The 8637-nt window shown below is 61.7% G+C and carries 5 protein-coding genes; 3 read left to right on the forward strand and 2 right to left on the reverse strand.

Features of this window, described 5'->3' with window-relative positions:
* Positions 1–2 precede the first annotated feature (2 nt).
* On the forward strand, positions 3–1163 hold the full coding sequence (locus FJ398_04710; protein ID MBM3837257.1) for a hypothetical protein: 1161 nt from the start codon (positions 3–5) through the stop codon (positions 1161–1163).
* Between the two features lie 10 nt (positions 1164–1173).
* Positions 1174–1818: a hypothetical protein gene (locus tag FJ398_04715; GenBank protein ID MBM3837258.1), complete on the forward strand. Its 645-nt coding sequence runs from the start codon at positions 1174–1176 to the stop codon at positions 1816–1818.
* A gap of 6 nt (positions 1819–1824) precedes the next feature.
* Here the strand turns inward: FJ398_04715 and FJ398_04720 are convergent, their stop codons facing one another.
* Both FJ398_04720 and FJ398_04725 read right to left on the reverse strand, forming a co-directional pair.
* Complete coding sequence (locus tag FJ398_04720) at positions 1825–2949, reverse strand: D-2-hydroxyacid dehydrogenase (protein ID MBM3837259.1); 1125 nt, start codon at positions 2947–2949, stop codon at positions 1825–1827.
* Entirely contained in the window at positions 2950–6678 is a 3729-nt protein-coding gene (locus FJ398_04725) for a DNA polymerase III subunit alpha (GenBank protein ID MBM3837260.1), read from the reverse strand. It abuts the gene before it with no gap.
* A gap of 307 nt (positions 6679–6985) precedes the next feature.
* Between FJ398_04725 and FJ398_04730 the strand changes: the two genes are divergently transcribed.
* Positions 6986–8386, forward strand: a complete 1401-nt coding sequence (locus tag FJ398_04730; GenBank protein ID MBM3837261.1) for a hypothetical protein — start codon at positions 6986–6988, stop codon at positions 8384–8386.
* Positions 8387–8637 lie beyond the last annotated feature (251 nt).

Raw genomic sequence — 8637 nt, forward strand, 5'->3', positions numbered from 1 at the left:
CGGTGTGGACCCCCGAGGGCAAGTTGGTGCGCGCCTGGCCGGCGCCCCAGGCGTACGACGTGTGGGTTTCGGCGTCCGGAGAGATCTTTGCCGTCGGCTGGACGAAAGTCTTGCGCTACGACTCGTCTGGAAGGCTGCTGGGAGAATTCACCGTGCGGGGCGACGGAGCGATGGCGATCACCGGCGACAACCGCGGCGTCCTGTTCGTCACGTACTTGTACTCCAACCAGGTGGATGCTTACCGGCAAACGGGGTTCCTGCTCGGCTCTTACATTTTGCCTTCGGGCGCGACACCGACGCAGCCGCTTTCGGGGCACACCTTTGCGGTAGCTTACAGCGATAGCGGACATCTTTTCGTCACCGACCGAGTGAACCACAGGGTTTTGAAGCTCGCGGTGGAGAATCCCGCGCGACCGGTGATTGTCAAACAACCACAAAGCCAGACGCTCGTCATTGGTTCGACAATTACTCTGAGCGTCGAGGCGACGGGCACGCCGCCGCTGACCTTTCAATGGCGGAAAAATGGCGCCGTGATCTCCGGGGCTACGAGCACAACGCTAACGTTGAACAATGCCACGGCTGCGACGGAGGGCGGCTACACCGTGGTGGTTTCCAACAGTCTGGGCTCGGTTACGAGTGAATTGGCCATCGTCTCGCTCCCCGCTGTCTTCGTCGAACGGCAGCTTCCTTCCACTTATTCCGCCGGCACGAAGCTGAGTGTGACACTGCAGGCCTCGCCGCCCGCGGGCGCCAGTGTTTATGCGGTTGAAGATCGCCCGCCGGCCAACTGGGTGGTGAGCCAAATCAGCGACGGCGGCGCTTACGACGCGAATAACAAAAACGTGAAGTGGGGTCCCTATTTCGACGCGAATCCACGAACCCTGACCTATGTGGTCACACCGCCGTTCGGAGAGACGGGCGCAAAGGAGTTTACCGGGATGGCTTCGGTCAATGGCGTCGGCAGCGCCATTGGAAGCGATCGCGTCATCCAGCTCGCCAGTTTACACCCGGCCGACACCAACCCGGCGGACAGCCGGATCACACTCGACGAAAGTGACGGCCTACGGCTCGGCCTGGCGGAAAGGTTCGCCCTGGCCGACTCCGCCGAGTCCGATCTCGATAGATTACGTCACCCGATGCGCCGCGCTTTGGAAAGACGGTGAAAGTTACATTTTGGATCCAAAGATCCCCGCCCCGCCGCTCTGGTGGGTTAACCCACCCGCCGCACGACCGTTGGGCCTTATGGGCGCGGTCGATAAGGCCCCAGGGCTTTCGGCGGGCAGCGTCTTGCCGCCGGCGTTCGTGGCCGGCGAGGTCTTCAAGGTTCGGCTGGCGATCCGCACCACGCCGGATGTTTCCGTGTATGCGGTCCAGGATCAGATTCCAGCCGGTTGGACAGCGCAGAATCCCAGCGACGGCGGAGCGATCGATGCGGTCAACAGTCAGGTGAAATGGGGCCCCTTCTTTGACAACACGGCTCGTGAATTGACTTACGAAGTCGTGCCCAGCTCGAAGCCGGAGAAAACCGTCGCCTTTGCCGGGGTCGCCTCTTTCGACGGCAACATCCTTCCCATCACCGGGCAAAGGGAAACCCGCGCTTCAAGCCGGCTGGGGTCGAAGGGAGCCGGAGTCTCCGGCGGCCAGTTCCGATTCAATCTGACGGGCAGTCCGGGCGAAAGTTACGTCATCGAGGCCTCGACGGACTTGCTGAACTGGACGCGGGTCGGGGAGGTGAAGTTCGTGGACGGGGTCGCCACGTTCAGCGACCCGGCGGCCGTCAGCATTCGCGGGCGTTTTTACCGCGCCATCGCGCCATAACGCGACTCAATAGCGCCGCTGTTTGTCCACCACGTTGCGCAGAGGCCGGCCTGTCAGGAAGCGTTCGATGTTCTCGCGATAAAGCTGCAGCCGGCGCTCTTGCAGATGATCCGAGTTCGTCGCGTTGTGCGGCGTGATGGTGACGTTCGGCATCGACCACAGCGGATGATTGCCCGGCAGCGGTTCCGGATCGGTCACGTCCAGGCCCGCCGCACGAACTTTGCCGGACTTCAAAGCCGCCGTGAGCGCTTCGGTATCGAGGACTTCCCCGCGCGAAACGTTGATGATGTAAACGCCGTCCTTCATCAGCCCAAACTCACTGGAGCCAAGGACACGCTTCGATTCCGGCGTCAGCGGCGTGCAACTGATGACCACGTCGGCCTGCGGCAAAAGCTTGTGCAGTTCGTCCGGCTTGCGGACTTCCTCGACGGCGCGCATGAAGGGAATGTCTTTCGGATCGACCGCCAGGACGCGCATGCCAAACGCAAAACAGCGCTCCGCCACTTGCGTGCCGATGCCGCCCAGGCCGATGATGAGGACGGTCTTGCCGCGCAGCTCGATTTGCGGGAGACGGTTGCCGCGTTGAAAGCCGACCTTCGTCATTTGCTCGTTGTGAAACTTGAGATCGCGCGTGTGATTCAGCAACAACGCCAGGGCATGATCGGCAATCTCCGGCCCCATAATGATCTTCGCGTTCGTGAGCAGGACCTGGCTGTCTCGGACCGCCTGCTCGGCCAGGGTGGTCTCAACACCGGCACTGTGGGTTTGAATCCACTTCAGTTTCTTGCCAGCCGCGACGATTTGAGGGGCGGGGTTGTTTGCTCCGAAGCCAACGATCGCGTCGGCGTCAGCGACCTTGGCGAGCAAATCTTGCGACGTGCTGAAGGGGACCAGATCCAGATTGGAATGGCGCTCGGTGAGCGATTGGAGGTCGTTCAGGTTGCCCGCCGGGACGAGCACTTTGACCTTCTGAGCAAGAGCGGATGGCGCTGCCAGAAGCAACGCGGCGGCAAAGACAAAAACGAATGCAGGAAGATTAGGTCTCCGGGTCATGATAGCCCCGTGCGTAGTCCTATCAGCGCCGGGCGTCAAGCGGATTTGCGCCAGGATGGAGAATTCCTCTGGACGCATTCACTGCTCATCCTGCTTCGTCCTCGGTTTGCCCGCCCGCAGCACGCGCAGGGAGAAGCCCTGGCCGTTCTCGAACGGCTCGACCTTCGCTTCGATCTCCAGCACCGGATACCGGACCGTCGCCAGGCCGTAGCTCTTGTATGTTTGCGCGAAGAGCTCGGTTTCGACCATCCCGGTCCAGTCTGCCAGCGTGAGGAATTTCATCGGCTCGCCGGTGGTCTGGTGATGGACGCGCTGTTCGACCACGAGGCCGCATGTCGTGATAGTCTGGCCGGCAAATTCGCCGAGGCGGTTCACCGGGCAATAAGTGTCCCACGCCACGTCGTCGAACAATTCGAGCGGATGCCCGCTGACGGCAAACCCGAACAACTCGGTCTCCCCGATCAGGCGTTCCCGGCGAGACGGTTCGTGAAGAAAGTCTGCCGGAAGAACGCGGAAGGCCGGAGGCAAACCCGCCGTTTCACCGAAGTTTAATTCCGCATTCCGCATTCCGCGCTCCGCATTCTTGACGAGGTATTGGGCTTGCCAGAATTGGCGGGTGCGCGTCTCGCCGAACTCGTCGAAAGCGCCGGCGCGAATCATCGCTTCCAATTCCTCGCCGGACGGCTCGACGCGGCGGAAAAAATTGTCCATCGAAGCGAACGGCCCTTGCTGGCGCGCCGCGAGCAAGTTCTCCGCAGTGCGGGCGGTGAGGCCTTTCATGCGCGTTAGCGGCACGCGGATAAACAAGGCAGAGGGTGGAAGGCAGAAGGAAGAAACGGCTTCCTTCTGGCGCCTCTCGGTTTTTAAGCACTGGGCCGAATGGGCGCTCTCTTCCCCCTCACCCCGGCCCTCTCCCTTGGGGAGAGGGAGGAATGATGCCCGGCGTTGGTCAGGAAGGGAGGCTTCGGGTTGTCCCACGACGGCGACAACGCTCCCCTCTCCTTGGGGAGAGGGACAGGGTGCGGGGAAAGGAAGCGAACTTCGACCCGGCGCATTGGATTCGCCAAGCACGCTAAACTCCGGTCCGGGTGCGTTCACCGACGGCGGCTGCAATTTCAAGCCGAGCCGATGGCATTCGAGCACGTAAACGACCGGATCGTAAAATCCTTTGCCGTTGCTCAGCACCGCCGCCATGAACTCGGCGGGGAAATAACGTTTGAGCCACGCGGATTCATACGCCTCGACGCCGTACGCCGTGCTGTGCGCTTTGCAGAACGCGTAGCCCGCGAATCCCGTCACCAGATCCCACACTTCAGCCGTCTTCGCCAATGTGTGGCCACGGGCGCGCGCCGATGCGAAAAATTCCCCGCGAATTTCTTCGATGACGCGGCGTTTCTGTTTGTTGAGGGCGCGGCGCAACACATCGGCGCGGCCCGGCTCCAGGCCCGCGAAGGCTTCGCAGATTTGCAGGATGTGCTCCTCATAAATCACCAACCCGTACGTGCTCCGCAAGCAAGTTTCCAGCGACGAATGCGGATAGGTCACGGGTTCCATCCCTTGATAACGCCGGGTGAACGCCAGCTTCTTGCCTTCGTTCGCCGCCCCGGGCCGGATGACGCTCACGATGGCGATCAAACCGTCGATCTCGCGAACATTGCACATGCGCGAAAGGCTCGTCATCGCGGGGGACTCGATATGGTGCACCGCGCGCGCGTGGCCGCTGGCGATCATGTCCCACACTTCCGGGTCTTGCCACGGTTCGGGGTTTGTTTGAAACATGGGTGGCACGGGCGACTCGCCCGTTCCAGTCGGCGACCCGCCGACCGGAATTCGATGCGCCGTCCGGACAAGACTGGCGTCAGAATTGGCAAACGCACTCGCCCTTCCGTCCGGCGAGTCGCCGGACGGCACAGGCGGGTCGCCTGTGCTACCCAGCAGCAACTGGCCGCTGGCCTTGTCGCGCGCCACGCAATGCTCCAGATCGATTTCGATGCCGCGCTCGCCGAGCATCGCCTTCACGTCGCGCATCGCCGCCAGGCCGCCTTGCGCCAGGATGTCCATCTTCACGAGGCCGACGGCTTCGACGGCCTCCATATCGAAATGCGTCGTGGGGCAGCCCTTGTTCGAAATGAACGTCGGTGTCAACTCGTGCATCGGCTGACGCGAGAGCACCAGGCCGCACGGGTGCATCTTCGGATAACGCGGCACGCCGTCGAGGAACTCGGCCATTTGCAGCGCCGTTTTGTAGGGCTCTTCATCGAGCGGCAACTCGCGGTTTTCCGGGCTGGCGCGCAGCATCTCGACCAATCCTTCACCGCCGCTCGGAGCCGGTTCGTCCGGCACCCAGCCGCCGCCGAAACTCCACGGGAAATGCTCGGTGAACTTCCGCACTTCGCGTTCCGCGACGCCGAGCACTTTGGCCACTTCCGCAAACGCGCTCCGGGCTTGGAACGTCGAGAATCCGCCGACCACAGCGCAATGTTCGGGGCCGTATTTCTCGAAGATCAGTTGGACCACGTCGTCCTTGAAGTCGTGCGCGAAATCGATGTCGATGTCGGGCAACTTGTGCAGGGCCATCCGTTCCTTGTTGAGGAAGCGGCGGAAATAAAGGTCGAACCGAATCGGACAGACGCTGCTGATCCCGAGGCAATAGCAGACGAGCGAATCCGCCGCCGAGCCGCGGGTGATCCAGTCGATGCCGCGCCGCCGGCATTCCTGGAGAAAATCCCAGGTGATCAGGAAATATTCTTCGTAACCGACTTCCGTGATGATGTTCAGTTCCGTCTCAATTTGAGACTTGAGATTGGCGATTGGTGATTGGCGATTGGCAATTGGCGTATGAAGGAAGCGTGATTCGTGATTCGTAAAACGTGAAACGTAATGCGCCCCACCTGACACCTGACACCTGGCCTCTGACCCCTCTTCGGTAACGTGGCCGTAGCGTTCCTGAAGTCCGCGATGAACGAGTTGCCGCAAAAACTCGCTCGGAGACGAGCCGTCCGGCGCGGTGAACGCGGGGAATTGCGGCTTTCCGAACGGGAACTCGAAGTTGCAGCGCTCGGCGATTTCGAGCGTGTGCCGCATCCAGTCGGGATGCTCCCGGCAACCGGCGGCCATCTCGCTCGGCGCGCGGAAATGCAGCCGCCCTCCCAGACGCTTCTCCGGATGTGCTTCCCGCAAGAACGTCAGCGTGCGGATGCTTTGCACGATGTCGTATTTCTGGCGGTCTTCGGGCGTGGCATAATGAACCGCAGGCGCCGCGACGGCCGGGAAATCCGCCGGCATCTCCCGCGCGGTGACGAGACGATAGAAGCGCCCCGGAAACAACTCCGCCAACTGGACGTCCTCCCCGACCGCAACCAGTCCTTCGAGCAACGCAGCATGATACCGCAAGAACGTGGAAGGAATGGAAGCCCGTTGCCGCCCGGCCACGCTGCCTTCTTCACTCTGTCTTTCATTCGACGCCGCACGCGTCCTGCGGACACCCTCTCCGCTCTGGTATCTGCTTAGCGGAGCGCGGCCGTCCTCGGCCGCAGCAACGTTTGCACGTTCTTGCGCGTCGGTCTCGTCGTTGCCGTTAGCGATGTCTGGCGCTGCTGCGCCCGGGGACGGGCGCGCTCCGTCGTCGGCCTTTTTCGAAAGCAACCGGCAAAGGTTGTGATAGCCGCGCGCGGACTCGACGTAGAGGAGCAGCGGTTTGCCTTCGACGCGCAATTCCGCGCCCAGGATTGGCTTTACACCCGCGTCCTTCGCCGCCGACACGAACTCAACCGCGCCGTGCAGATTCCCGATGTCCGTGAGCGCCACAGCAGGCAGGCCGTGCCGTTTTGCCAGCTCGACGATCGCCGTCGGCGAAAGGGCGGAGTCAAGAAATGAATAATGGCTGTGCGCGCGGAGGGGAATGCAGCAGCCGACGCGAGAGGCGGATTTTAGTCTAATATTCAGTTTAAGAGAGTTAGGAGATCAGTGAAATTTTGCGCGGCCTGAGAAAACTCGCAAGGATCAACACCGAGGCGATTTCACACCGCGACGAGTCGCCGGGAAGAAAGACCAGAAAAATCAAAGCGAGAATTGCTGGCCGAGCAGCGTTGTGGCTTAATCCCCGCAACCACTTATGAAATCATCCGCCTTCCGGGCCACTATCATTGGATTGCTTTTCTCGGAGTGCCTGGCCGCCTCCGCTAGCGAACTGCGCGTGGGCGCCGCCGCCGTCAACATCACGCCGCCGGTCGGGATCGGCATGGCGGGTTATTATTTCGAGCGCGGCGCGCAGGGCACGAACGACGATCTGTTCGCCAAGGCCATCGTCCTTGAGCAAGGGGACGTGCGAGCCGCCCTCGTCGGCCTGGACTTGATCTCGACGACGCGATCGATGGTCGAAGCCGCCCGCCGCGAAATCGAGCAAACGACGGCGTTGCGCGGCGACCGCGTCATGATCAGCGCCACGCACGCGCACACGGGTCCGGTGCTGGCCCGGCGCAGCACGCGGGAATCTTCGCAGGGCGGCGACACCGATCTTTCGCAACGCTATTCGGACGAGCTGCCCCGGCGCATTGCGGAAAGCGTGCGCCTGGCCGCGTCGCGATTGCAGCCGGCGCGCGCCGCGGTCGCGACGGGCCGCGAAGAACACCTCAGTTTCAATCGCCGCTTTTTCATGAGCGACGGCACCGTGGGCTGGAATCCAGGCAAGCTGAATCCGAAGATCGTCCGGCCCGCCGGCCCCATCGATCCTGACGTGGGCGTCGTCTTGCTCGAAGCGCCCCGCGAGAAATTTCCGGCGGAACCGCTCGCCACTTACGTGAACTTTGCCATGCATCCCGACACAGTCGGCGGCGAATATTTCTCAGCCGATTATCCCGGCACGCTGTCGCGAATCCTGGCCGCCTACAAAGGCGCGGCCATGCTGACGCTTTTCGCCAACGGCACTTGCGGGAACATCAACCATATCGACGTCCAATGGGCCGGTGCGCAGAAAGGGCCTCAGGAAGCGCATCGTATCGGGACCGTTCTGGCGGCGGCGGTTTTTCAAGCTTACAAACAATTGCAGCCCGTGAAGGAGAGGCCGTTGCGCGCGCAAAGCGAAATCGTCAAGCTGCCCCTGCCGGAGATCAAACCGGAAGACGTCGAGAAGGCCCGCGCCACCGTCAAACGCTATAGCATGAAAGACAATTCCGGTTTCATGGAAAAGGTCCAAGCCTTCAAAGCGCTCGACGTGGCCGCGCGGGAAGGCAAACCGCTGGAGGTCGAGGTGCAGGCGATTGCGCTCGGCGACGATCTGGCCTGGGTGAGTTTGCCGGGGGAAATTTTCGTCGAGCTTGGATTGGCGATCAAGCAGGCGTCGCCCTTCCGTTACACGATGATCGCGGAGCTGGCGAACGGATCGATTGGCTACATCCCGAACCGCGAAGCCTATCCCCAAGGCAATTACGAAGTCGTCAGCGCCCGCTGCGCGGCTGGTTCGGGTGAAATGCTGGTCGATGCGGCGCTGAGATTGCTGAACGCGTTGAAGCGGTGAAGAGTTACGTCGTTACAACGTTAAATCGTTAATCGTTAAATCGGTTAAATGCGAGTTACTGTGCAGACCGTGGGATTGACGACAGATCGACCGGAGAACCGTAGCGCAGATTTTCAATCTGCGGTATCGCCGATTTCCAATCGGCAGGGCGCCGGCAAGTCCCAGCGTGCTCGGACTGGGAGACGCCCCGCAGAATACAATTCTGCGATACGGCAGAGTGCAACTCTGCGCTACGAGCTTTGTCGTCCATC

It is taken from the genome of Verrucomicrobiota bacterium, from assembly GCA_016871535.1.
Lineage (GTDB): Bacteria > Verrucomicrobiota > Verrucomicrobiia > Limisphaerales > SIBE01 > VHCZ01.